Annotated in this window: 25 protein-coding genes; 8 read left to right on the top strand and 17 right to left on the bottom strand. The window is 58.2% G+C overall.

Annotated features, from left to right (window positions below; all coding sequences use genetic code 11):
• Positions 1-20 precede the first annotated feature (20 nt).
• The 3 genes from CMQ96_RS19305 to CMQ96_RS19295 form a co-directional block, all read right to left on the bottom strand.
• Positions 21-1142, bottom strand: coding sequence for an amidohydrolase (locus tag CMQ96_RS19305; protein WP_049103134.1), 1122 nt, complete (start codon positions 1140-1142; stop codon positions 21-23).
• On the bottom strand, positions 1139-2140 hold the full coding sequence (locus CMQ96_RS19300; RefSeq protein WP_049131571.1) for an LLM class flavin-dependent oxidoreductase: 1002 nt from the start codon (positions 2138-2140) through the stop codon (positions 1139-1141). The genes CMQ96_RS19305 and CMQ96_RS19300 overlap by 4 nt, the downstream gene beginning before the upstream one ends.
• Before the next feature lie 442 nt (positions 2141-2582).
• Complete coding sequence (locus CMQ96_RS19295; RefSeq protein WP_098067178.1) at positions 2583-3122, bottom strand: AAA family ATPase; 540 nt, start codon at positions 3120-3122, stop codon at positions 2583-2585.
• Positions 3123-3389: 267 nt separating this feature from the next.
• Between CMQ96_RS19295 and ansP the strand changes: the two genes are divergently transcribed.
• Positions 3390-4847, top strand: coding sequence for an L-asparagine permease (ansP, locus tag CMQ96_RS19290; RefSeq protein WP_024358258.1), 1458 nt, complete (start codon positions 3390-3392; stop codon positions 4845-4847).
• 49 nt (positions 4848-4896) lie between these two features.
• Here the strand turns inward: ansP and CMQ96_RS19285 are convergent, their stop codons facing one another.
• Both CMQ96_RS19285 and CMQ96_RS19280 read right to left on the bottom strand, forming a co-directional pair.
• Positions 4897-5118 carry a YgdI/YgdR family lipoprotein gene (locus CMQ96_RS19285; RefSeq protein WP_004120747.1) on the bottom strand — a complete coding sequence of 74 codons (222 nt, stop codon included), beginning with the start codon at positions 5116-5118 and terminating at the stop codon, positions 4897-4899.
• A 171-nt stretch (positions 5119-5289) separates the two neighbouring features.
• A complete protein-coding gene (locus CMQ96_RS19280; RefSeq protein ID WP_004120750.1) occupies positions 5290-6351 on the bottom strand; it encodes a YncE family protein in 1062 nt (353 codons plus the stop codon).
• A 263-nt stretch (positions 6352-6614) separates the two neighbouring features.
• On the opposite strand from CMQ96_RS19280, the gene pqqU reads away from it, so the two are divergent.
• Positions 6615-8726, top strand: a complete 2112-nt coding sequence (gene pqqU / locus CMQ96_RS19275) for a TonB-dependent receptor PqqU (protein WP_024358259.1) — start codon at positions 6615-6617, stop codon at positions 8724-8726.
• A gap of 72 nt (positions 8727-8798) precedes the next feature.
• Here pqqU and CMQ96_RS19270 read toward each other — a convergent pair whose 3' ends face one another.
• On the bottom strand, positions 8799-9098 hold the full coding sequence (locus CMQ96_RS19270; protein WP_004138889.1) for a DUF406 domain-containing protein: 300 nt from the start codon (positions 9096-9098) through the stop codon (positions 8799-8801).
• 291 nt (positions 9099-9389) lie between these two features.
• Between CMQ96_RS19270 and rihA the strand changes: the two genes are divergently transcribed.
• Positions 9390-10325 (top strand): pyrimidine-specific ribonucleoside hydrolase RihA, encoded by a 936-nt coding sequence (rihA, locus tag CMQ96_RS19265; protein ID WP_024358260.1) that lies wholly within the window; start codon positions 9390-9392, stop codon positions 10323-10325.
• Positions 10326-10369: 44 nt separating this feature from the next.
• Here the strand turns inward: rihA and CMQ96_RS19260 are convergent, their stop codons facing one another.
• Positions 10370-11407, bottom strand: coding sequence for an NADP-dependent oxidoreductase (locus CMQ96_RS19260; RefSeq protein ID WP_024358261.1), 1038 nt, complete (start codon positions 11405-11407; stop codon positions 10370-10372).
• 65 nt (positions 11408-11472) lie between these two features.
• Positions 11473-12048 carry an XRE family transcriptional regulator gene (locus CMQ96_RS19255; protein WP_098067177.1) on the bottom strand — a complete coding sequence of 192 codons (576 nt, stop codon included), beginning with the start codon at positions 12046-12048 and terminating at the stop codon, positions 11473-11475.
• A 276-nt stretch (positions 12049-12324) separates the two neighbouring features.
• On the opposite strand from CMQ96_RS19255, the gene CMQ96_RS19250 reads away from it, so the two are divergent.
• Together CMQ96_RS19250 and CMQ96_RS19245 are read left to right on the top strand one after the other, a co-directional pair.
• Positions 12325-12843 (top strand): GNAT family N-acetyltransferase, encoded by a 519-nt coding sequence (locus CMQ96_RS19250; protein WP_004138905.1) that lies wholly within the window; start codon positions 12325-12327, stop codon positions 12841-12843.
• Positions 12840-13289: a DMT family transporter gene (locus CMQ96_RS19245; protein WP_004138908.1), complete on the top strand. Its 450-nt coding sequence runs from the start codon at positions 12840-12842 to the stop codon at positions 13287-13289. Before CMQ96_RS19250 ends, CMQ96_RS19245 begins: the two co-directional genes overlap by 4 nt.
• 8 nt (positions 13290-13297) lie before the next feature.
• On the opposite strand, the gene CMQ96_RS19240 is transcribed toward CMQ96_RS19245, so the two are convergent.
• Positions 13298-13531 carry a YdcY family protein gene (locus CMQ96_RS19240; RefSeq protein WP_004120770.1) on the bottom strand — a complete coding sequence of 78 codons (234 nt, stop codon included), beginning with the start codon at positions 13529-13531 and terminating at the stop codon, positions 13298-13300.
• 16 nt (positions 13532-13547) lie between these two features.
• Complete coding sequence (locus tag CMQ96_RS19235) at positions 13548-15146, bottom strand: ABC transporter substrate-binding protein (RefSeq protein WP_098067176.1); 1599 nt, start codon at positions 15144-15146, stop codon at positions 13548-13550.
• 269 nt (positions 15147-15415) lie between these two features.
• Between CMQ96_RS19235 and CMQ96_RS19230 the strand changes: the two genes are divergently transcribed.
• The gene (locus CMQ96_RS19230; RefSeq protein ID WP_098067175.1) at positions 15416-16849 is read left to right on the top strand and encodes an aldehyde dehydrogenase; all 1434 of its coding nucleotides are present in this window, start codon (positions 15416-15418) and stop codon (positions 16847-16849) included.
• 3 nt (positions 16850-16852) lie between these two features.
• Here the strand turns inward: CMQ96_RS19230 and CMQ96_RS19225 are convergent, their stop codons facing one another.
• From CMQ96_RS19225 to CMQ96_RS19215, 3 genes are all read right to left on the bottom strand, one after another.
• On the bottom strand, positions 16853-18109 hold the full coding sequence (locus CMQ96_RS19225; protein ID WP_098067174.1) for a putative acyl-CoA thioester hydrolase: 1257 nt from the start codon (positions 18107-18109) through the stop codon (positions 16853-16855).
• An 80-nt stretch (positions 18110-18189) separates the two neighbouring features.
• A complete protein-coding gene (locus tag CMQ96_RS19220) occupies positions 18190-18960 on the bottom strand; it encodes an alpha/beta fold hydrolase (protein WP_064371741.1) in 771 nt (256 codons plus the stop codon).
• Between the two features lie 72 nt (positions 18961-19032).
• The gene (locus tag CMQ96_RS19215; protein ID WP_004101823.1) at positions 19033-19206 is read right to left on the bottom strand and encodes a GhoT/OrtT family toxin; all 174 of its coding nucleotides are present in this window, start codon (positions 19204-19206) and stop codon (positions 19033-19035) included.
• A gap of 196 nt (positions 19207-19402) precedes the next feature.
• Between CMQ96_RS19215 and yncL the strand changes: the two genes are divergently transcribed.
• Positions 19403-19495 (top strand): stress response membrane protein YncL, encoded by a 93-nt coding sequence (yncL, locus tag CMQ96_RS19210; protein ID WP_004101822.1) that lies wholly within the window; start codon positions 19403-19405, stop codon positions 19493-19495.
• Positions 19496-19547: 52 nt separating this feature from the next.
• On the opposite strand, the gene CMQ96_RS19205 is transcribed toward yncL, so the two are convergent.
• Positions 19548-19832, bottom strand: coding sequence for a hypothetical protein (locus tag CMQ96_RS19205; RefSeq protein ID WP_098067173.1), 285 nt, complete (start codon positions 19830-19832; stop codon positions 19548-19550).
• Between the two features lie 558 nt (positions 19833-20390).
• Here CMQ96_RS19205 and CMQ96_RS19200 point away from each other — a divergent pair.
• Positions 20391-20513, top strand: coding sequence for a small membrane protein (locus CMQ96_RS19200; protein WP_004138919.1), 123 nt, complete (start codon positions 20391-20393; stop codon positions 20511-20513).
• Positions 20514-20873: 360 nt separating this feature from the next.
• Here the strand turns inward: CMQ96_RS19200 and patD are convergent, their stop codons facing one another.
• From patD to CMQ96_RS19185, 3 genes are read right to left on the bottom strand one after another with little or no spacing between them, the layout of a single operon-like run.
• A complete protein-coding gene (patD, locus tag CMQ96_RS19195; RefSeq protein ID WP_049087248.1) occupies positions 20874-22301 on the bottom strand; it encodes an aminobutyraldehyde dehydrogenase in 1428 nt (475 codons plus the stop codon).
• A 22-nt stretch (positions 22302-22323) separates the two neighbouring features.
• Positions 22324-23130: an ABC transporter permease gene (locus tag CMQ96_RS19190; protein ID WP_004138923.1), complete on the bottom strand. Its 807-nt coding sequence runs from the start codon at positions 23128-23130 to the stop codon at positions 22324-22326.
• Entirely contained in the window at positions 23120-24049 is a 930-nt protein-coding gene (locus CMQ96_RS19185; protein WP_004120810.1) for an ABC transporter permease, read from the bottom strand. The genes CMQ96_RS19190 and CMQ96_RS19185 overlap by 11 nt, the downstream gene beginning before the upstream one ends.

Genomic DNA, 24049 nt, shown 5'->3' with positions numbered 1-24049 from the left:
TAGTCTATGACCCTGAATAATTAAAGTTCTTTTAATGCCTGCTCTGCCAGATCGGCAAAATAGTGCGCCGCCGGCGCGATCAACCGCTCATCCGGGTTAAACGCCGGATGGTGAAGACCAAATTCGCTGGCGCTACCGATGCTGACGAAAGCGCCGGGTATATGCTGGAGATAAACGGCAAAATCTTCGCCGCCGAGATGGAGGTCCGCATGATGCGTGCGGTAGCCGGACTTATCGGCCACGTCGCTGGCGAATGCCGCCCAGCGCTCATCATTGACCAGCGCGGTCGGCCCGGCGTACCAGAAGACATCGATCTGCGCGCCGAAGGCGCTGGCGAAGCCGGCGGCAATCTCGCTCACCCGCGCCTTCACCCGCTGCTGGACTTCGCTGCTATGGGTGCGCAGCGTACCTTCCAGCTCGACGCTTTCCGGCAGGACATTCCACGTATTGCCACCCTGAATCCGCGTCACGCTAAGCACCACGGAATCGAGGGTATTCACTTCGCGGCTGGCGACGCTTTGCAGCAGGGTCACCAGTTGGCTAGCCAGCAGAATGGCGTCCTTCCCTTCATGAGGCCGGGCGGCATGCGCGCCTTTACCGGTCACTTTGAAGACAAAGCGATCGACGTTGGCGTAAAACGCGCCGCCGCGGGTGGCGAACTCGCCTACAGACAGGCCCGGTTCATTATGCATACCGAAAATGGCGGAAACCCCCTCCAGTACCCCGGCGCGAATCAGGGTTTTCGCGCCGCCGAAGCTCTCTTCCGCCGGCTGGAACAGAATGCGGACGCGTCCCGCCAGCTGCGCTTCGCGTTGTTTCAGCAGTAAGGCCGCGCCAAGGATCACGCTGGTATGAATATCATGCCCGCAGGCGTGCATCACGCCGGCATTCAGCGAACGAAACGGCACGCTGGCCGCCTCTTCGATTGGTAGCGCGTCGATATCGGCGCGCAGGGCTATCACCTTATTGCCGCTGCCCACTTCGGCCACCGCGCCGGTTTTCAGTTCATAAGGCAGCAGGCTGATGCCGCCGCTCTGCAACCAGTCGCGAATACGCGCGGTGGTATCAACCTCCTGCAGCGAAAGTTCCGGGTACTGGTGCAGTTCGCGCCGCCAGCGAATTAACTGTTCGGCAAGGCTCATGGCTGGACCTCCGCGCTCAGATGCGCCTGGGCCAACAGACGCAGGGAGTTCAGACGCGCCGCACCGTCGCTGATGGGCGTGTCGATAATAAATTCGTCGATGTTCCACGCTGACTGCAGGGCATCCAGCTGCGCTTTCACCTGTTCCGGGGTGCCGAACAGCACCGCCGATTCCCGACGGGCGATGCGCGTCGGCCTGCTACCCGCCTGGCGGGCAAAGGCGGCCGCCTGCGCTTCGCTGCCGACGGTCACCCGCTGGCCGTTTTCCAGCTCAACGCCCCAGACTTCCACGGCGTTTGCCAGATCGGCTGCGGTGGCAGAATCGTCGGCCACCACGGCCTGGACGGCAATAATCGCGTCGCGACGGCTCAGTTCGCGCCAGCGGGTGAGCACCTCGCGCAGCAGATGCTTATCGCCGTTGAGATGGGCGGCGAAGACAAAGTTCCAGTCCAACTGCGCCGCCAGCTGCGCGCTTTCCAGGCTGGCGCCGAGGAGAAAGCCGTCTGCGCGACGCGGCGGAATCGGGGTTGCGCGGACGCTCTCTTCCCCATCGGTTTCGGTCAGCGACAGCCAGTTATCGAGCTGCGCCAGCTGGTCGGCAAAACTCCCTTTTTGCTGGGGATTAAGCCCCTGCTGCAGCGCGCGGGTAGAGAGCGGCAGGCCGCCGGGAGCTTTGCCCACGCCCAGATCCACGCGGCCCGGCGCGAGGGAGGCCAGCATATTGAAGTTTTCCGCCACTTTGTACGGGCTGTAGTGCTGGAGCATGACGCCGCCGGAACCGACGCGAATCCGGCGGGTCTGGCCGAGGATCCAGGCGATCGCCAGTTCCGGCGACGGGCTGGCAAGCTGCTCGGTATTGTGGTGTTCGGCTATCCAGAAACGGTGATAGCCCCAGGCTTCCGCCTGTTGCGCCAGCGTTAATGTACGCGCCAGCGCCTGGGCGGCCGTTTCTCCGGCCGCCAGCGGGCTTTTATCCAGGATACTGATTCGATAAGACATTTCGCAGGCTCATGTGAATTAACATGTCTGCATTATTAGAAGCGGCCGCGGTCAGTGAGAAACAATTTATTTACATTTGCTCTGCCGGAAATTAGATATGCGGTGAGGTAACTGCCCCGGAGGCGATGCTGCGCATCTGTCCGGGCTACGCATCCTCAGCAGTCTGCGGGCCTGTAGCCCGGGCAGGCGCTTTGCGCCGCCCCCGGGAGAAGAGCGCGGAGTGGCAGAATTTCCCGGAGGCGATGCTGCGCATCTGTCCGGACTACGCGTCCTCAGCAGTCTGCGGGCCTGTAGCCCGGGCAGGCGCTTTGCGCCCCCCCCCCGGGAGAAAAGCACGGAATGGCAGATATTCCCGGAGGCGATGCTGCGTATCTGTCCGGGCTACTCGTCCTCAGCAATCTGCAGGCCTGTAGCCCGGCTAAGCGCAGCGCGAGCCGGGGGATTATCGGAGATTCTGCCGAAGCTCGCGCACCAGCGCCTCGGTCTGCTGCTGGTTGCGTAAGCGCACAAAGCGAATATGTCGATACTGCGGATCCTGCATATCCGCCAGATAGCGGCGGCGATTATTGCGCCAGGTTTTCAGCGTCCAGAGAATAATGGAGTCCCGGCTAAAGAAGGAGCGGTGGAAGGTTTCACAGTTACCGGTGCCAGGCCACAGTTCCTGGCGTCGGCTGGCGCGTGAAGCCGCGCGCCAGACCGCCTGGCGCAACGTGCGCCAGAAGCTGTAGTCCACCCACACCACCAGATCCACGTCGCGCCATTTTAGCGGGCGGCTGCGGTTATAGTTACCGTCCAGCACCCAGCCGGGCGCGGCGAGCGCGGCGGCAAGTTTGGCGTAAAACTCATCGTCCGGCGTCCCTTGCCATTCGGGCAGCCAGTAGAGCACATCCATTTCGATATAAGGCAGCGACAGTTCCTGAGCCAGCCGACGCGCGAGGGTAGATTTGCCGACGCCGCTGGTCCCTACTACGTTGATTTTCATCGTGGTCTCTCGGGCAAAACGCGGGCTGAAAATAATAGCGCACGTTGGGCAAAATCGATCAGCGAAATTTCCAGGTAATTATCCCCCCACAGAACGCGGCGATCTCATTGATATTTAAGCAAGTGCGGTCCGCAAATCTTTTACGTGCGTCCATTTTCCGATACGTGTAGGATTCTCCGCCATGCTCGCTTATCTCATTCCTCAGAATGATGAGAGAGCCAGCAGCACGAACCACTCATGGACATTGACAGGAAAATAGCGACATCAATGAATACAAAACACTCTAGCGTGGCGGAGCAGCACGCTGCCAAACGCCACTGGCTGAATTCGCAGGAGTCCGGCTACCACAAGGCGATGGGCAACCGTCAGGTACAGATGATTGCCATCGGCGGCGCCATCGGTACCGGCTTGTTTCTCGGCGCGGGCGCGCGCCTGCAGATGGCCGGGCCGGCTCTGGCGCTGGTTTATCTGGTCTGCGGCCTCTTTTCGTTTTTTATCCTACGCGCGCTGGGCGAGCTGGTGCTTCATCGCCCTTCGAGCGGCAGCTTCGTCTCCTACGCCCGCGAGTTCCTCGGTGAAAAAGCGGCTTACGTGGCGGGCTGGATGTACTTTGTCAACTGGGCGATGACCGGGATCGTCGATATCACCGCCGTCGCGCTGTATATGCACTACTGGGGCGCGTTCGGCGACGTCCCGCAGTGGGTATTCGCCCTCGGCGCGCTGGCGATTGTCGGCACCATGAACATGATCGGCGTGAAATGGTTCGCCGAGATGGAGTTCTGGTTCGCGCTGGTGAAAGTGCTGGCGATCGTGGCATTTCTGGTGGTCGGAACCATTTTTCTCGGCAGCGGCAAGCCGCTTGATGGCAATGCCACCGGCTTCCACCTGATTACCGATAACGGCGGCCTGTTCCCGCACGGCCTGCTGCCAGCGCTGGTGCTGGTTCAGGGGGTGGTGTTCGCCTTCGCCTCTATCGAACTGGTGGGCACCGCCGCTGGCGAATGTAAAGACCCGCAGACCATGGTGCCGCGCGCGATTAACAGCGTTATCTGGCGTATCGGTCTGTTCTATGTGGGTTCGGTGCTGCTGCTGGTTCTGCTGCTGCCGTGGAATGCCTATCAGGCCGGGCAGAGCCCGTTCGTTACCTTCTTCTCGAAGCTGGGCGTGCCGTATATCGGCAGCGTGATGAATATTGTGGTGTTAACCGCCGCGCTCTCCAGCCTCAACTCTGGTCTCTACTGCACCGGGCGTATTCTGCGCTCCATGTCGATGGGCGGTTCCGCGCCGAAGTTTATGTCGAAAATGAGCCGTCATCACGTGCCCTACGCCGGGATTCTGGCGACGCTTGGCGTCTACGTGGTTGGGGTGTTCCTCAACTATCTGGTGCCTTCACAGGTGTTTGAGATTGTCCTCAACGTCGCGTCGCTGGGGATTATCGCTTCGTGGGGCTTTATTGTGGTGTGCCAGATGCGCCTGCGCAAGGCGATTAAGGAAGGGAAAGCGGCGGACGTCAGCTTCAAGATGCCGGGAGCGCCTTTTACCTCCTGGCTGACCCTGCTGTTCCTGCTGAGCGTGCTGGTATTAATGGCTTTCGATTATCCGAATGGGACCTATACCATCGGTTCGATTCCGCTGATCGCCGTGCTGTTGGTCGCCGGCTGGTTTGGCGTACGTAAGCGCGTACATGATATTCACAGCACCGCGCCGAATATTGAAAAACCGTAACTCGTTCCTTTTGCGGTTTGCCCCACCGGGCAAACCGCAACGGCACAACTTAATTATCTTCCACCAGCTGAGCGACGTCGCTGCTGTTAATCTGGCGCTTATTGCCTGACTCATCGGTATAGCTGGTCATGCCGGTATCTTTATCCAGCTGCGGCTTGCCCTGCGTCACGATAGTCTGCCCGCTTTTCGTCGTCATCACATAGTTTGAGCTACAGCCCGCCAGAAGGGCCAGCATCGCGCCGGCGCAAACGACCATAAATGATTTTTTCATCTTTTCTCCAGGATTAATGCCACCGTCCCGCTTGCGCAGGAAAGACGTCAGTTTATAGCCATTGTATTTATCAGGCTAATAAGTGTTTGTAACAGAGGGTGATATCGCTGAAGGCGTCAGCCGCCGCCCGGCAGACAGACTTTCAGGAGGGGTTACCCCCTCCCGTCAGGATCACAGCGCGATGCGGATAACGTCATCCGGCTGGGTGGCCTCTTTCTGGCGTGTCGATTCCTGCTTCACGCTGACATACAGCGTTTTGCCATCGGCGGATAAGGTCAGGCTGTTCGGGTGAGTCGGGGTTTTGAAGGTCTTGACCACTTTGTAGGTCTTACCATCGATCACGCTCACTTCGCCGGCTTTACGGTGAGTTACGTAGGCTTCATTGCGGGTCGGGTTAAACAGCACGGCCAGGGATTCCGGCGCGGCGATTTTCTCCAGCACTTTACCATCGCGAATATCGACCACCAGCACTTCCGGCTGTTTGCCGTCGGTGATAAAGGCCCGGTGACCGGCGGTATCGAGGCTCAGGTTGAGGTAGAAGTGCTCTTTGCCGTCATCCTGCAGTTTCTTACGCGTCAGGATTTTATTGCTGGCGCTGTCGATGGTCACCAGTTCGCCGTCGGCGTTAGTGGTGTAGATACGGTTCGCTTCCGCGTCCACCGCCAGGCCCGTCGCCATCGCGCCGGTATTGGCAATAGTGTCTTTCAGCGTCAGCTTGTCGCCGTCCACCACCCAGATCACGCTCTCTTTACCCAGACCGGTGATGTAGACAGTATTGGTTTTCTCGTTAACCGCCAGTTCGCGCGGGGCCAGCGGGCGCACGGTTTCGCTGCGCTGACGAGGATCGAGCACCAGACGCCCTTTCACCTTCCCGGTTTTGGCATCAATTGCCGTTACGCTGCTGTCGGTGGTATTGCCAAACCACAGGGTCTGGGTAGCGTTGTTGATCGTTGCGCCGAACGGTTTCAGATCGTTATGAATAATCTGCGTCACTTCCAGCGTCGTCGGATCGAGACGGTAAACAATACCGCCCTTATCCAGCGAACGGCTTTGCGAAGTCGCCACCCACAGCGCATTCTCCTGCTGGCTATAGGCCATTTCGTACGCGCCCTTGCCAACGGCTTTGCGCAGCATTTCTTCCGCCGCGTGGGCGCTGAAGCTCCCCGCCAGCAGTAATGAAGTTAACAACAGTGAACGGCGCAGACGCGGCGCGGACAGATGACGTAATGACATGACGACTCCCTTTGATAAAACGAATATGTGCCTGCTCGACAGTGCTTCCGTGGCGCAAAATCATGGCTTTGCGCTACTCTTTGTAATGCGAATAGTAATCATTATTTATCGCAATGTGGAGAGTTAATTGCGTTTTGTCCACCCGGCATCACGCAATTCTTGCTATTTGTTAACTCAAATCCTGTTAAGTCTTTTCAAAAAATTTACAAAAGAGTTAACATATATACATATGTTCCGTTTGGTTCGTTTTGCGAGTAACTTTGATGAAAATCCTTTCCGTGCGCGCCGCCGCGCTCCCCGCACTGCTTCTGCCGCTTATTTCTTCAGCGCCAACCGCCCACGCCGCTGAACAGACCATGGTGGTTACCGCCGCACCGTCGGCGGTTTCTGAACTCGATACTCCCGCCGCCGTAAGCGTGGTTAACGGCGACGAGATGCGCCAGGCCGCGCCGCGGGTCAACCTTTCCGAGTCGCTGGGCGCCGTACCGGGGCTACAGGTGCAAAACCGTCAGAACTATGCGCAGGATCTGCAGCTTTCGATTCGTGGCTTCGGCTCCCGCTCCACCTACGGCGTGCGTGGGCTGCGAATTTACGTCGACGGCATTCCGGCCACCATGCCTGATGGCCAGGGACAAACCTCGAATATTGATATTGGCAGCCTCGATTCGCTCGAAGTACTGCGCGGGCCTTTTTCCGCCCTGTACGGCAACTCCTCCGGCGGGGTGATTAACGCCACCACCCAGACCGGCAGCCAGCCGCCCACTCTCGAAGCCAGCAGCTACTACGGCAGCTTCGGTACCTGGCATTACGGTATGAAAGCGACCGGCGCGGTCGGCGACGGCAGCCATGCGGGCGATGTCGACTATGTGGTTTCCACCAACCGCTTCACCACTCACGGCTCCCGCGACCATAGCGGCGCGCGTAAGAACCTCGCCAACGCGAAGCTCGGCGTGCGCATTAATGACGACAGCAAACTGACCCTGCTGTTTAACAGCGTGGATATTAAAGCTAATGACGCGGGCGGCCTGAGCTATGACGAATGGCAAAATAACCCGCGTCAGTCGCCAAGAGGCGATCAGTACAATACCCGCAAAACCATAAAACAGACCCAGGCCGGTTTGCGCTACGAGCGCCAGCTGAGCGATCAGGACGATCTGAGCGTGATGATGTACGCCGGCGAGCGTGAAACCACGCAATATCAGTCGATTCCTCGCGCTCCGCAGCTCAAACCCACCCATGCTGGCGGCGTGATCGACCTGACGCGCCACTATCAGGGGATTGATACCCGCTGGACCCATCGTGGCGAGCTGCTGGTGCCGGTCACCTTTACCACCGGACTTGATTATGAAACCATGACCGAGCGCCGTAAGGGTTATGAAAACTTTGTCATGAGCAACGGCGCGCCGCAGTACGGTGAAAAGGGCGACCTGCGCCGCAACGAACGCAATTTGATGTGGAACGTAGACCCCTATTTGCAAACCCAGTGGCAGCTCACCGAGAAACTCTCTCTCGACGCCGGCGTGCGCTACAGTTCGGTGTGGTTTGATTCCAACGATTATTACGTTACGCCGGGTAACGGCGATGACAGCGGCGAGGCCAGCTATCATAAATGGCTGCCGGCGGGCTCGCTGAAATACGCGGTAACCGATGCCTGGAACGTCTACGTCTCCGCCGGCCGCGGTTTCGAAACGCCGACCATCAATGAGCTTTCCTACCGCTCCGGCGACCAGGGCGGGCTGAACTTTGGCCTGCAGCCGTCCACCAACGAAACCGTTGAAATTGGCAGCAAAGCGCGAATCGGCAACGGCCTGTTGACCGCCGCGCTATTCCAGACCGATACCGATAATGAGATTGTCGTCGACGCCAGCAGCGGCGGGCGCACCAGCTATAAAAACGCCGGTAAAACGCGCCGTCAGGGGATGGAGCTGGGGCTGGATCAGCAGTTCGGCGAGAGCTGGCGTTTAAAAGCGGCCTGGACCTGGCTGGATGCGACCTATCGTACCAACGTCTGCGACGATGCCAGCTGTAAAGGCAATCGTATTCCGGGGATCGCCCGTAATATGGGCTACGCCTCCTTCGGCTATCAGCCCGAGAAAGGCTGGTACGCGGGCAGCGATATTCGCTATATGAGCGATATTATGGCTAACGATGAGAACACCGCCAAAGCGCCGTCCTGGACGGTGGTCGGCCTGACGACCGGCTATAAATGGAGCTACGGCAAGATGGATATGGATCTGTTTGGCCGGGTAGATAACCTGTTCGACCGCAGCTACGCGGGCTCGGTTATCGTGAATGAATCCAACGGCCGCTACTACGAACCGGCGCCGGGCCGTAACTACGGTATCGGGCTAAACCTGGCATGGCGGTTTGAGTAACGCTTGACCACGGCACCTCAACGGGATCGCACGCAGGATCCTGTTGAGGGTTAGCCGTGGGCGCTCGCTACGTTAAATAACGTTTCTTAACGACAATTCGAAAATGATCTTTTCCGCCTGGCAGGAGAAGGCAATGGAAGCCTCAAGCTTTGCCTCATCACCGGCGGGCGCGATGGTATAATCGACCTGCGGCGGCTCGCTGGCGGGCGCGGCGGCCAGGGCACGTTCGCGGACCGCCGCGATGGTGGACTCGGCCTCTTCGCGGCTGGCGAAGTTTTTCTCAACCCGCCAGACGCAGTCCTCATTATCAATAATCGAGCCTACGTCGATGGCACAGCCTTTGGTACTGCATTTATCTACCACATCTTTCATTGCGATTATCTCCTGGAGTTTTCTTTAGAATAAGAATCCGTTGGCGGAAAGCAAACCATTAATATTTGTATGGTTGCGTCGTTTTATCATTATAGGCCTCCGCGGGAAGCGACTTCTTGCGCCACCGCATGGCTACCTCCTGATTGCGCACAGATCAAGCAGCTATGTTGGCAAGCGTCGCGTTATGTCGCGCTCAATCGTGCACGTCATCACACTATTCTGCGTTGAGCCTCGTCTATGGCGCTTTGCGGCGTTACCCTTGTCACAAAATAACGCCAACAAGGAGCTGCCATGGCACTGCCAGTCATTATCGATTGCGATCCGGGTCATGATGACGCGATTGCCCTCGTTCTTGCCCTCGCCTCACCCGAACTCGATGTAAAAGCCGTGACGTCCTCCGCGGGAAACCAGACCCCGGACAAAACGCTGCGTAACGTACTGCGCATGCTCACCCTGCTTAAACGCCCGGATATCCCGGTCGCCGGCGGCGCGCTTAAGCCGCTAATGCGGGAGCTGATTATCGCCGACAACGTGCATGGCGAGAGCGGTCTTGACGGCCCGGCGCTGCCGGAGCCGGGCTTTGCCGCGCAAAGCTGCACCGCCGTCGAGCTGATGGCCAACATCCTGCGCGACAGCGTCGAACCGGTCACGATCGTTGCCACCGGCCCGCAAACCAACGTCGCCCTGCTGCTCAACAGCCATCCGGAACTGCATGCCAAAATCGAGCGTATTGTGATTATGGGCGGCGCAATGGTGCTGGGGAACTGGCAGCCGGCGGTCGAGTTTAATATCTACGTCGACCCGGAAGCCGCGGAGATCGTTTTCCAGTCCGGCCTTCCGGTGGTGATGGCCGGGTTAGACGTCACCCATAAAGCGCAAATCCACGTTGAGGATATCGAGCGTTTCCGCCGTATCGGCAACCCGATATCCACCATCGTCGCCGAACTGCTCGACTTCTTTCTTGAGTACCACAAGGATGAGAAATGGGGCTTTGTCGGCGCGCCGCTGCACGACCCGTGCACCATTGCCTGGCTGCTGAAGCCGGAGATGTTTACCACCGTTGAACGCTGGGTCGGCGTGGAAACGCAGGGGAAATATACTCAGGGGATGACGGTCGTCGATTTTTACAATCTGACCGGTAAGCAGCCGAACGCTACGGTGATGCTCGATGTCGATCGCCAGGCGTTTGTTGACCTGCTGGCCGAGCGGCTGGCGTTTTACGCGTAAATCATCATAAAACCCGGCAGGCGCGACGCCTGCCGGGTAAGCGGTTACTCGTCCGGAGAGACGCGAACCACCACCTTACCGAAGTTCTCGCCCTTCAGCAGACCGATGAGCGCCTGCGGCGCGTTCTCCAGGCCGTCAACGACCTGCTCGCGGTATTTGATTTTCCCTGCCTGCACCCAGCGCCCCATCTCCTGCTGGAACTCGGCAATCCGGTGACCGTAATCCTGGCCGATAATAAAGCCCTGCATGCGGATGCGTTTTTTGAGGATCGTCGCCATCAGCAGCGGCAAGCGATCCGGGCCGTCGGGCAGCGCGGTGGCGTTGTAGCCGCTGACCAGGCCGCAAACCGGCACGCGGGCCGAGGTATTCAGCAACGGCAGAACTTCATCGAACACTTTCCCACCGACGTTCTCATAATAGATATCGATCCCCTGCGGGCAGGCTTCAAGCAGTTTGACGGCGAAATCGGGCGCGCGGTGATCGACACAGACGTCGAAGCCGAGAGTTTCTACCGCATAGCGGCACTTCTCGCTGCCGCCGGCGATGCCCACCGTGCGGCAGCCTTTCAGCTTCGCGATCTGTCCGACCGTTGCGCCAACCGGCCCGGTGGCGGCGGCGACCACCAGCGTCTCGCCCGCTTTCGGCTGACCAATATCCAGCAGCCCCATATAGGCGGTAAAGCCGGGCATGCCGAGGATCCCCAGCGCCCACGAAGGGTGTTCAGGGCTGTCGCCTAATTTCACCAGCCCGCTGCCGTCGGAAAGTTCATAATCCTGCCAGCCGCCGTAGCCCAGCACCCAGTCGCCGGGCTGAAAATCGGCGTGGTTCGATGTCACCACGCGGCTCACGGTGCCGCCGACCATCACCGCGCCAATGGCGACAGGCGGCGAATAGGAAGGCGCGTCGCTCATCCGCCCGCGCATATAGGGATCCAATGACAGAAAGACGGTGCGCAGCAGCAGCTGCCCCGGCCCGGGAGACGCGACCTCGCCCTCTTCCAGGCGGAAGTTCTCCCCGGTTGGCTCGCCGTGCGGACGCGATGCCAGCAGCCAGCGGCGGTGGCGTTGCGGATTGAAAGCCATAACACACTCCTCTTTTGACAAGTCTGTATTGAGGCTAGCTGCTTTCCCGGCAGCGCGCATTGACATTATGAGGCAGATTGATTGAGTCGGACGACCAGATAGACGCAGGGCTGCGTGGTTTCATTAATAAAGCGGCAGTCGTTAGGTGGCCCGAGCTCCAGGCAGTCCCCCGCCTGCATCTCGTGGCGCGCGTTGCCTTCGATAAACACCAGCTCGCCCTGCTGTAGCCAGATCAGCTGCCGGGCCTGGGCGTAGGATGACGCAGGCATCGGCACATCGCTGCCCGCCGGAAGCTCCACCTGCACCAGGTCGATTGGCAGGTCGCTACGCGGCGAAACGTGCCGCCGCAGATAGTGGCTCTGCGGGTCGCGCCACACCGGCTGATGGGCAAAGCGCAGCAGCTTGCCTTCCTGCATCTCCGCCCTGGCGATCAGCGTCGACATGCTAATGCCGAAGGCGCCGGATAACCGTCCCAGCATCGATGCCGTCGGGCTGCTTTCGCCGCGCTCGATCTTGTGGATCATCGCCCGCGACGCCCCCGCCCGCTCCGCCAGTTCGCTGAGCGACCAGCCGCGGGATTCCCGCTCGATTCGGATACGTGCGCTGATGCGCTGGTTAAGATTGTCTTCTATAGTATTCATAGCGTAATACTATAGTGTAGCCCGCCTGTTTGCACAACCAGACGCCCGGCACCGGGAATGAAAATGAAAAAGCCCGGCGTAATAATCGGCCGGGCAAACACGGAGAGTCATTCAATCCGTTAATGTAAACGGCGTTACGGCAATAAATGAAAAGAAATCGCGTATCCGACGCCGGTCAGCCGAGGATAAAAATTTCTGCCTAAAACAGGTGACAGCCTTGCGTACATTATTGTAATAATATCGTACTACTATAGTGTACAAGCCTTGAGGGTTACCATGACCATCCGCCATGCCAGCAAAGACGATTGCGCGGCAATCGCTGAAATCTACAACCATGCGGTACTGCATACCGCCGCTATCTGGAACGACAATACCGTCGATACCGACAACCGTATTGCCTGGTTTGAGGCCCGACAGCTCGTCGGCTATCCGGTGCTGGTCAGCGAAGAAAACGGCGTAATTACCGGTTATTCTTCCTTCGGCGACTGGCGCGCCTTTGACGGCTTTCGCCACACCGTCGAGCATTCCGTCTATGTTCACCCCGATCATCAGGGCCAAGGGCTGGGCCGCCGTCTGCTGGTCGCCCTCATCGCCGAGGCTAAGCGGTTGAATAAGCACGTTATGGTTGCCGGTATTGAGGCGCAAAATCAGGCTTCACTGCATCTGCATGATACCCTGGGCTTTATCACCACCGGGCAAATGCCGCAGGTTGGCACCAAATTTGGCCGCTGGCTGGATCTGACCTTTATGCAGCTGCAGCTTGACGATCGCCGCGATCCGGACGGTAGCGCATGAATCAAACGCTAACCCTCGCCTGTTTAGTTGCCGCTGGCGTCGGGCTGGTGCTGCAAAACACGCTGATGGTGCGCATTACCCAGTCCGCATCGACCATACTGATCGCCATGCTGCTTAACTCGCTGGTCGGCATCGTGATTTTCGTGACCATCCTGCTGCTTAAGCACGGCGCGGCGGGGTTTCAGGAGCTGGCGGTTAGCGTAAAGTGGTGGACGCTCATTCCCGGTTTGCTAGGCTCGTTCTTTGTCTTCGCCAGCATCAGCGGCTATCAGAACGTCGGAGCGGCAACCACCATTGCGGTATTGATTGCCAGCCAGCTGGCGGGGGGGTTAGTGATGGATCTGATTCGTGCGCACCACGTCCCGCTTCGCGCGCTGATTGGCCCGCTCTGCGGCGCGGTGATGCTGGTGGTCGGCGCCTGGCTGGTGGCCAGACGCCAGTTCTAACGGCTTGACTAATGAATTTCGCCGCCGCGGGTTAGCTGCTCGCGGCGCGCTTCCTGCTCCTCATGCTGCTGGCGGCCATGGTGGGCGATGGCGGTCCGCAAACGCTGCTGCTGAACGTAGCGCTCTTCCCGCCCCAGCTCCGCGTCATCGCTCAGCGCGATCAGCAATTCATTCATATGGGTAATGACGCTTTCGGCAATCGCGGCGTCCACGCGGGCGACGACCTCATCCAGATGCGACATGTTTTCTCCTTGCAGCTTAGTTGAGTTTAACTTTGGAAAAATCGCTGCCCATCAGGCTCACGCTGTAGCCGCTGACGTTGCTGCGCGTCGCGTAGAAGGTCTTCCCGCTCGCCAGGGTGATCCAGGGGGCCTGCTGCTGAAAAATCGTCTGCGCCTCGCCGTATAGCTTAGCCCGCGCCTGCGGATCGCTGACCAGGATAGCCTTTTTCACCAGCGCATCGTAGGACTTATCGCACCAGCGGGCAACGTTAGAGCCGGTTTTGATGTTATCGCAGCTTAGCAGGGTGCCGGCGAAGTTATCCGGATCGCCGTTATCGGACATCCAGCCAAACAGCGCGCTGTCGTGCTCGCCTTTACGCATTCCGGCGAGATATTCCCCCCACTCATAGGTGACGATTTTGGCTTTAATCCCGACCTTGCTCCAGTCATTCTGGATCATCTCGGCAATACGGCGCGAATTGGGGTTATAGGGACGCTGCACCGGCATCGACCACAGGGTCACTTCGGCCCCCTTCTCCAGTCCGGCCTGCTTAAGCAGGTCTTTCGCTTTTTGCGGATCGTAGTCGTAGTCCGGTAGATCTTTCTTATAGCCGAGCATATTGGCGGGGATCGGTGATTTCGCGACGCTGCCGGAGTCGAGGAACACCGCTTTCACGATCGCCTGCTTGTCGGTCGCGTAGTTCAGCGCCTGACGCACCAGAACATTATCAAACGGCTTTTTCTCGGTATTAAACGCCAGATAACCAACGTTGAGCGCTTCTACCGAATGCAACGCCAGATCTTTATTGCCCTTAATCACCGGGAACTGTACCGGCGACGGCGCGGGAATAATCTGGCACTCATTGGTTTGCAGCTTCGCCAGCCGCGTCTCAACGTTCGGCGTGATCGAGAAGATCAGGTGTTTGGTCGGCACTTCACCGTCCCAGTAGTGCGGATTGGCGATATAGCGGATCTGCGAATCCGCTTTATATTGCTGCAGCGCGTAAGGTCCGGTGCCGACAGGCCAGGTATCGACATACTCCGGCGTCCCTTTTTTCAGCATCGCATCAGCATATTCAGCGGAGAGTATCGACGCAAAATCCATGCCCCAGTCGGCGAGGAACGCCGCGTTGGGTTCGCTCAGTACAAACTGGACGTGGTAATCATCGAGCTTTTTAACCTCTTTGATCAGCTTATCCAGCCCAACGTCATGAAAGTATTCGTAATGCCCCTGAGAAACATTATGGTACGGATGGTTGGCATCTTTCTGCCTCAGCACCGAGAACAGCACGTCATCGGCGTTGAAATCGCGGGTCGGCTTAAAGAATTTGTTGCTGTTGAACTGCACGCCCTTACGCAGGGTGAAAGTCCAGGTTTTGCCGTCCGGCGAGACGCTCCATTCGGTCGCCAGCGAAGGAATTGGCGTGTTTTTCACCGGATCGAAGTTTATCAGGCGGTTATAAAGCACCTGAGAACTGGCGACGAACGATGGGCCCGAACTGGCAATCTGCGGGTTGAAAGATTCCGGCGAAGCTTCGGAGCAGTAGACCAGCGTATCGTTTCCCGCCGCCCAGGCGCTGGCCGCCGGAAAGAGTGCGCTCAACGCCAGCGCAAGCAGCGTTTTCCCTGTAGACATGGTTATAAGCCTTATGAATTTGTTATAAGTGCTTTAATAACAGCACAGGAGGATTCAACCGGCAAATAATCAATTGCTATCAGGTTATGCTAAAAACCGCGTTTTCGCCGATTAATTCTACATCCGCTCGTTTGACGTCATTGAATCCAGCAATAAATGTGAAGCGTGCGGAAGGTTACGAAAAAAGCGGGCGATAACCGCCCCGCCGGCATCGCGCTCCCGCGCCACCCGGTACACTCGGCAAATCGTAACGTCAGGAGAAGATAACAATGACCATAACCTGCAGCCTGTACACCAACGGCCAGTGGCACGATGCCGAAGGCCGCGCCACCTTTACCCGCAACAATCCGCTGACGCAAGAGACCGCCTCCGTTGCCAGCGCCGCCAGCCTGGCGGACGCTCGTCGCTGCGCCGATACCGCGGGCGCGGCGTTCCCGCAGTGGCGCGACACGGTCCCCGCCGAACGCCGACGCCTGCTGCTGGAAGCCGCAGAAGAGATGCTGCGCCGCGAGGCGAAGTTTATTGCCGCGATGGCGGCAGAAACGGGGGCCACCGCGCACTGGGCCGGTTTTAACGTCCACCTGGCCGCCGATATTCTGCGTGAAGCCGCCGCGCTGACCACGCAAATCGAGGGCCAGGTGATCCCCTCCAACGTGCCGGGAAATCTGGCGCTGGGCATCCGCCAGGGCGCGGGAGTCGTGCTCGGCATGGCGCCGTGGAACGCGCCATTAATCCTGGCGACCCGCGCTATCGCCACGCCGCTGGCTTGTGGAAATACGGTTATCCTCAAAGGCGCGGAGCTGTCTCCGGCAACCCAGGGGTTGATCATCGATGCCCTGGCAGCGGCAGGCTTTCCCGCCGGGGTGGTCAATTATCTGACCTGTCCCCCCGCCGACGCGCCTGCGCTGGTGGAGTCCCTGATCGCCCACCCCGCCGTACGCCGCATCAATTTCACCGGTTCGACGCCGGTGGGGCGGATAATCGCCCGCACCTGCGGTGAACATCTGAAACCCGCGATACTGGAACTGGGCGGCAAAGCGCCGCTGCTGGTGCTGGATGACGCTGACCTCGAACAGGCCGCGGCAGGGGCAATTTTTGGCGCCTTCGCCAACGCCGGGCAAATCTGCATGTCAACCGAGCGCATCATCGTCGATGCCGCCGTCGCGGAACCGTTCGTGGCGCTGCTGGCCAAACGAGCCGCCGCCCTGCCCGCCAGCCTTCTCGGTCCGGTGGTGGAGATGAGAACCGTCGCCCGCTGCAACGCGCTAATAGAGGACGCGCTGGCGAAAGGCGCGCGCCTGCTCGCAGGCGGCATGTCCGACTCAACGCAGATGCGCGCCACCCTGCTCGATGGCGTCACCCGCGAGATGCGCATCTGGCATGAGGAGTCCTTTGGCCCGGTGAAATCGATTATTCGCGTTCAGGATGAAGCCGAAGCGCTGGCCGTCGCCAATGAAAGCGAATATGGCCTCTCATCGGCGATCTACAGCCGGGACAGCGCCCGGGCGTGGAACCTGGCGCAAAATCTGCAAACCGGCATTTGCCACATTAACGGCCCCACCGTGCATGATGAGGCGCAAATGCCGTTTGGCGGCTGCAAATCGTCGGGCTACGGCCGCTTTGGCGGACGCGCGGGCGTGGCGGAGTTTACCGAGCTACGCTGGATAACGCTGCAAACGGTCCCGCGCGAGCTACCGTTTTAAGCCTCAGGGCTGCCAGTGGTTATTGAATTCCCACAGGCGATTGAAGGCAACATCATCAAGCTGACGCTCTGCGGCGGGATTGCCGCGGAACGGCCGGGAGGTGGTGGCCGCAGCGCCCCAGGGGGAAAGCCGATCGTAGCTTTGATCGATAGTACTGTTGGCGATAAGCACCTGACCGTTAGCGGTTTTTCCGGGTAAATAGCCGGTCTTGCTCGCCCCCTGATCCCAGGCGCGGCCCAGCTTCGCCTTGAAGCCGCCCCGATAGCCGCTATCGCCGGTAAAACGGCTGTTGATCACCAAAAATCCACACGGGTTATCCGGCAACGTATTCGGCGCAAGCACGTAAGCTTCGGGCGAGCGACGCGTTGAGACGGTGTGAAAATGGACATTATCAAAAACCACGTTTGCCCGGCCAAAAACATAGTCCACATCGCCTTCTACGTAGCTGTCTTTGACATATACCCGGCTGATACGGTCGGTCACCGCCTCATTGCGCCGATTGCTGGTATTGACATAGAGCGTATCCTGGCGTCCCAGCAGACGGACGTTCTCCAGCTGCACCCGATCGCCATCCGTCCGCAGCGCCACGCCCTGATGGGTCGCACCGTCGACGGTGTCCAGCAGGCTATTGACTACGCTGAGGTTCAGCAGCTGAAAATCCGCGCTTTGCGACCACATCACCGCCGCGCAGTTGGTGCCTATCGTCCTGGCAGTACGTCCGGCGCACAGCGCATACTGATACCAGGCCGGATCGCCTTCACGATACTGTTGCTGGCTATTCACCTGCTGGCGATAGCGCGATACCGGGAACTGCGAGTCTATCGCCAGCTCTATTCTCACCGCTTGAGGATTATCCCCGGCGCCGTAGAGGGTTATCGGCGGCGCCCCTTCAGGGATATAGACCGTCTCCCGATAGATACCCGGTTCAATGCGGATATAGATACGCTCATCACCGGCCGCGTGCTGGTTGATTGCCGCGTTGACCGCCTGCTGAATGCGGGTGAACGGCGCACCCGACGGCGCTACGCGCAACGCGCTTTCGGCCCGCGGGAGACGCGCAGGCGATGGCGACCAGGGGCCATCGGGGGCACTCAACGCGCCGCCTTTTGCAAAATAGCGTTCCATGGTGAAGGTTGCCGCTTCCGCCGCCGTAAGCTGCGGGCGGGAAGCTGTCCCGCGCGGATTTTGCGACACGCACCCTTGCAGAAGCAGCGGTGTACAGAGTAAAGCCGAGATACCCAGGATAGTGATTTTTCGCATTTCGCACTCGCCAAAAATAAAAGAAACGAAAAATCAAAATAAATGAAATATCGTTTCTTTTCGTATATAGCGATCACGAATCAGGCTTCTGCCTCAATACCGGCGTAAAAGTCGGCCAGCGTACGCGCCAGCGCTGAGGGGTTTTCCCACGCCATGGAATGCCCGGCCTGCGGTATCACCAGCAGCGGGATCCCGGCGGCTTCACTCTCCGTCGCCTCCCGGGCAGGCAGCGAAAACGCTCCGTATATCAGCGCTCTGGGGCAGGATAAATTGACAAAGCGCGCGAACCAGGAGGGATTAGCGCCCTTCACCAGGCTGGCCGCGCCGCGCCACACCGCCCAGGGGGCGCTGTTTTGCAGGCAGCCGGCCCAGGGCGAGGTTTCGGCGGAGAGCATTTCGGCGTAGCCGCGGGCAATAAAGCGTTCTTCCGTTTGCCCGGCGATGCGCCTGCTGTACATTCCACCCCCGGGATAGAGATTGGGCTCGGCTACCAGCAACGCCCGCACCCGTCCGGCAAGGCGCCCGGCCGCTTCAATCGCGACGCTGCCGCCCATGCTGTGACCAAATAAATAGCAGCGTTCAAGGGCTAAGCGATCCACCAGCTCGACCACTACCGCGGCCTGATCGGCGATACGGTAGCTGAAGGATTCAGGTTTATCGCTATAGCCGAAACCGGGTAAATCGACAAGGATCATTCGCCGCCCGGCCAGCGCCGGGTCGGCAGCAACGCGCGGATAATCATAGCTTGAGGCACAGCCCAGGCCGTGGATAAACACAATGGGTTCGCCGTAACCGGGTAGATCGAGCCAGCGCACGGTGGCGCCAGCCTGAGGAGAATAAAAACCGTTCATCGAAAAGCTTCCATTTAATTATGCCTGTTTTTTTATACAGTCATAACGAAAGGTGAGCTATCGATTTTTAAATCAAAACAGGGAGACCAGCAGCGCCATTGGAAAACTGAACGGCCAGGTCGCGCCAATCAGCAGCGCCGCCAGCAGGCGGATCCAGCGGCTCTCTTTGGTTAAGAACCAGCTTATTACCGCACAGATACAGCCCATAACTGCATAAAAAACCAGCATTTTCTGGTATAAAGTCATTTTTCTTCTTCCTTCCCTGACTGGCATTTACGCATATCGCGATGCCTTTTCGCACCCCAGAGTGCGTCAGAGATTATGACATTTTAAAACACACAACAGCGTTAATTTCGGAAAAACGCCCGATTCATCTTTGTCCGATAGCGCAACCTTTAAGCGCGTACTATAACTGTAGAGGCTTATTCATAAAGGTGGCGTTATGGATGTTTCCAGCAAAACCGTCCTTCTGATAAATGTCGGCGCGGCACTTGCGCTTATCGGCCTGTTATCCGTTCGTTTTGGTTGGTTTTAAAGATTTTACTCAGCAGCGAAACCTAAAAAAGCAGCCTGGTCAGGCTGCTTTTTTACGATTTGAAAGACCCCGCCTCCGCTGCAAGCGTACGCTTTTGCGCGACCATTAGCTTTTGAACGTCGGGATTCCATGCCGGCAGCAGATCGACTTTTTCACTATCCCACGCGGCCGCTATGCAGAGCGATTCCGCGCCACCCTGCTTTTCACAGCCAATAATCTGTTTGGCCGGAAAATTGCCGTAAAGTATCGCCGTGGCGCAGGCCACAAAGAGAAAACACGCTATTTTATTCAAAACAATATCAACTTCGAAGCAACAAATTGCGCCGAATGTTCGCATGAGCGGCTATAGAAAGTCAAACGCCCGGCGCATGGCTTATTAGCCGTAATGATGCCCGCAAATTTAACAAAAAAATTACATTCACCCTAAGCTTAAAGGTGAAAATGGGCGATTAAATATCGCCAATGTTAAATCGCTACCGTCGGAGATAATAATCACCCCGGCCGCCGTAAATACCATTATAAATAATAGGTCTAATTCCAACTATAAATATGCCCCATGCGTCGTAAGCCGCACGACACGGTATTGCTGAAAGCGAATGCGCTTTTCATCGCGCGGGGTAATTGTTCATTATTCTTTATACACGCAGGTTCGCAAGAACGTATTGCGATCATCATTATTAGCAGGGTCAGCGGCGGCAAGGATTTATGAAAAATGAACAGACTCACAAAAATAATTAATATATCAATAGTTTATATCGGAAAATGATAGTCTAAAGCCTGCAGATTATTTTAAATGATAAGAAATATCATTTGCGTTATTTAGCACAAAATCATACATTCATAATCACAAGTTATGCGAAGCTTGTTTTTTACTCATTTATTTTTGAGGTGGCACATGTCCGGAATCGCCGTTCTTATTGTGGCGTTAATTTTATTAATTGCTGCAATTTATAATCTTTTTTCCTACGTTCGCGAGCGTCGCCAGGCGAGTTTACCGAGCAAAAAAACAAAACGTTAGCCTGATTATCATTTGCCAAAAAATAGATGTCTTGATACGTAATAAATACGCGATCGCATGACATCGGGCAAACTCGCAGTAACAAACCCGTAGCGCCTGAACAACAAAAAGCCCCTGCAGGTGATGCAGGGGCTCGAGAATGAGTAGCGTCATATCGCGGCTTCCCGCTCAGGGCGCATCGCGCGCCCCGGGGAAGGAAACCAGCCCCATCCGGCGCTTATCTCCGGCACTCATCATGGCTTAGCTCTTGAAGGGGCATGAGAATATTCTCATAAATCCCCGCTCCCGTTTTAACTTTTTCTGCTATTGCTAACTATTAGCACGGTAATTTGTCCATGCCGCAATTATCACAACCGTGCCCTACCCGTGTTTAATCATTACGTGCCGGATAGTGGTGTAATCCTCCAGGCCGTACATCGACATATCCTTGCCGTAGCCGGAAAGCTTCTGCCCGCCGTGCGGCATTTCGCTGACCAGCATGAAATGGGTGTTGACCCAGGTGCAACCATATTGCAAACGCGCGCTAAGGCGATGCGCTCGGCCGACATCCCGGGTCCACACCGACGAAGCCAGACCATACTGCGAATCGTTGGCCCAGCTCAGCGCCTGCTCTTCATCAGTAAACGAGGTGATGCTGACGACCGGGCCGAAGACCTCGCGCTGGACGATCGCATCTTCCTGCCTGGCTCCCGCCAGCAGCGTCGGCTGGTAGTAGTAGCCGTTACCGGGCGCTTTGCTGCCGCCGGCGATCACCTGAATATGCGGCAGCGCGCGGGCGGCATCGACGGCGGCGCTGACCCGCTCCAGATGCGCCTGCGAACTCAGCGGCCCCAGTTCGGTGGTCTCATCGTCCGGCGGGCCCATCTTCAGGCTGGCAACCGCGGCGCCGAGTTTTTCCACCAGTTGGTGATAAATCCCGGCCTGGGCGTAAATCCGGCAGGCGGCGGTGCAGTCCTGACCGGCATTATAGAAACCAAAGGTCCGTACGCCCTCCACCACCGCGTCGATATCCGCATCATCAAAGACGATAACCGGCGCTTTCCCGCCCAGTTCCATATGGGTACGCTTAATCGACGACGCGGTGTGGCCGATAATATGCGCGCCGGTGGCAATCGAACCGGTCAACGACACCATGCGCACCTTCGCATGGGCGGTGAGCGGATCGCCGACGGTAGCGCCGCGGCCAAACAGCACGTTAAGCACCCCGGCGGGGAAAACCTCTTTTGCCAGTTCGCCCAGCTTCAGCGCGGTCAAGGGGGTAATCTCCGAAGGTTTGATCACCACGCAGTTGCCGGCGGCCAGCGCCGGGGCCAGTTTCCAGGCCGCCATCATCAGCGGGTAGTTCCACGGCGCGATGGAGGCCACCACGCCAACCGGATCGCGGCGGATCATGGAGGTGTGGCCTTCGAGATACTCACCCGCCGCCATACCCGGCAGACAGCGCGCCGCCCCGGCAAAGAAGCGGAACACATCGGCGACCGCCGGCAGTTCATCGTTGATCACGCAGTGCAGAGGCTTGCCGCAGTTGAGCGACTCAAGCTTAGCCAGCGTCTGCGCATGTTCGTCAATCACGTCCGCCAGCGCCAGCAGGCATTCGGCGCGGCTCCTGGGAGTGGTCTGGCTCCAGCTGATAAAGGCCTGGTCTGCGGCCTCAACCGCGGCCTCAACCTGCGCCGCCGTGGCTTCGGCAATCGACACGATCTCTTCACCGGTGGCAGGATTAAACACCGGCACAGCCTCGCCTTCCCCAGCCACTAACTTACCGTTAATCAAAAGGTTATTTTGCATAGCATTATCCTGTATCGGTATTTTATTTTCCGTTTTCAGCGCTGATGTCGCCGTCACGGGTGAGCCACCAGGCCCCCAGAATCGGAATCATCGTCACCACCATCACCAGCAGCGCGACCACGTTGGTGACCGGGACATCGCGCGGGCGTCCGAGCTGATTGAGCAGCCAGAGCGGCAGCGTACGCTCGTGTCCGGCGGTAAAGGTGGTAACGATAATTTCATCAAACGACAGGGCAAACGCCAGCATCCCCCCCGCCAGCAGCGCCGAACCCAGATTGGGCAGCACCACGTAGCGAAAGGTTTGCCAGCCCGTTGCGCCTAAGTCCATCGACGCTTCCACCAGGCTCCAGGAGGTCCGGCGAAAGCGGGCAATCACGTTGTTAAACACCACCACGACGCAGAAGGTCGCGTGGCCCACGACTATCGTCAGCAGTCCCGGCTCCAGATTGACGGCCTTAAAGGCGGTAAGCAGCGCCAGTCCGGTAATAATGCCCGGCAACGCTATCGGCAACAGCAGCAGCAACGACACGGCGTTCTTGCCAAAAAACGCGCTGCGCCACAGCGCACCTGCAGCCAACGTGCCAAGGACCAGCGCGATGGTGGTGGAAAGCGCGGCGATCTTAAGTGACAACGTCACGGACTCGATAATATCGCCGCGCCCCGCCGCTGCGCTAAACCAGCGCAGCGTCAGGCCCTGCGGCGGAAAGCTGAAGGCGGCGTCTTCGGTATTAAACGCATAGAGGGCGATAATCAGCAGCGGGAAATGCAGGAAGATCACCCCGCCCCAGGTTGCCACCTTCAGGAGCAGCGGCGCGCGTTCAGAGTGCATCAAACGCTCCCAGACGTTTCACGAACGCCAGATAAAGGGCAATTAGCACGATCGGCACGAGGGTAAAGGCCGCCGCCATCGGCATATTGCCAATCGCCCCCTGCTGGGAATAGACCATATTGCCGATAAAGAACCCCGGCGGCCCCACCAGCTGTGGGACGATAAAATCGCCGAGCGTCAGGGAAAAGGTAAAAATCGATCCCGCGGCAATGCCGGGAATCGCCAGCGGCAGCACCACGTAGCGGAAGGTCTGGCGCGGACGGGCGCCAAGATCGGCGGAGGCCTGAAGCAGCGACGGCGGCAGGCGCTCCAGCGCGGCCTGCACCGGCAGGATCATAAACGGCAGCCAGATATAGACGAACACCAGAAAGCGGCCCAGACCGGAAGTCGACAGCGTATTGCCGCCTACCGCCGGGATCGTCAGCACCAGGCTCAGCAGGCTTTCCAGCCCCAGATGGCGCAGAAACCACTGCGCGACGCCATCTTTCGCCAGCAGCAGCGTCCAGGCATAGGCTTTGACGATATAGCTCGCCCACATCGGCAGCATCACGGCGATATAGAAAAACGCCTTCATCTTGCCGCGGGTATAGCGGGCCATATACCAGGCCATAGGCAATGCCAGGATCGCGCTGGCGATCGTTACCGACAGCGCCATCATCAGGGTACGGAGAATGATGTCGTAGTTTGCCGGGTTAAACAGCGCCCGCAAATTGGCCAGCGTCAGGTCCTGGGTCACCGACATGGTGAAATCGTCGAAGGTGTAGAAACTTTGCCATAGCAGGGTCAACAACGATCCCAGATAGACAATGCCGAACCACATCAGTGGGCCAAGTAGAAGCAAAAACAGGGCCAGCGAGGGTTTACGCCAAAACAGCGCGGATAAGCGCCCGGGAGAAGCGGACGGAATCGCCATCGTCAT

Source organism: Klebsiella sp. MBT K-1, assembly GCF_002556465.1.
Lineage (GTDB): Bacteria > Pseudomonadota > Gammaproteobacteria > Enterobacterales > Enterobacteriaceae > Klebsiella > Klebsiella grimontii.
The sequence above is the reverse complement of the archived record's forward strand: the minus strand, read 5'-3'. Positions and strand labels throughout refer to the sequence as shown.